1 pseudogene is annotated in these 255 nt (G+C 70.2%); it reads right to left on the reverse strand.

Going from position 1 to position 255, the window contains the following annotated elements:
* Nucleotides 1-255, reverse strand: a pseudogene (locus EHS43_RS46115) (IS701 family transposase); the annotation flags it as partial.

Raw genomic sequence — 255 nt, forward strand, 5'->3', positions numbered from 1 at the left:
TGCGCCAGCGCAGCTTGGCCAGCCGCACCAGCGTGGCCAGCGGCATTCCGGAGGGCAGGTTCGCCAGCCAGAACTGCACGGGTTCGGGTTCGGTGGCGGGCCATTCGGCCAGCAGCCAGCGTTCGGGTAGATCAGGACCGTCGCTGGTCTTGCGGACGCCGCGTCCGGCCGGGCGGATGCGCAGGGCCACGAACCGCGAGTACATGCGCTTGAATCCGCTGATCGACTTGCCGGGCCGGGAGCCTTCCCTCCAGG

Source organism: Streptomyces sp. RP5T, from assembly GCF_003933965.1.
Lineage (GTDB): Bacteria > Actinomycetota > Actinomycetes > Streptomycetales > Streptomycetaceae > Streptomyces.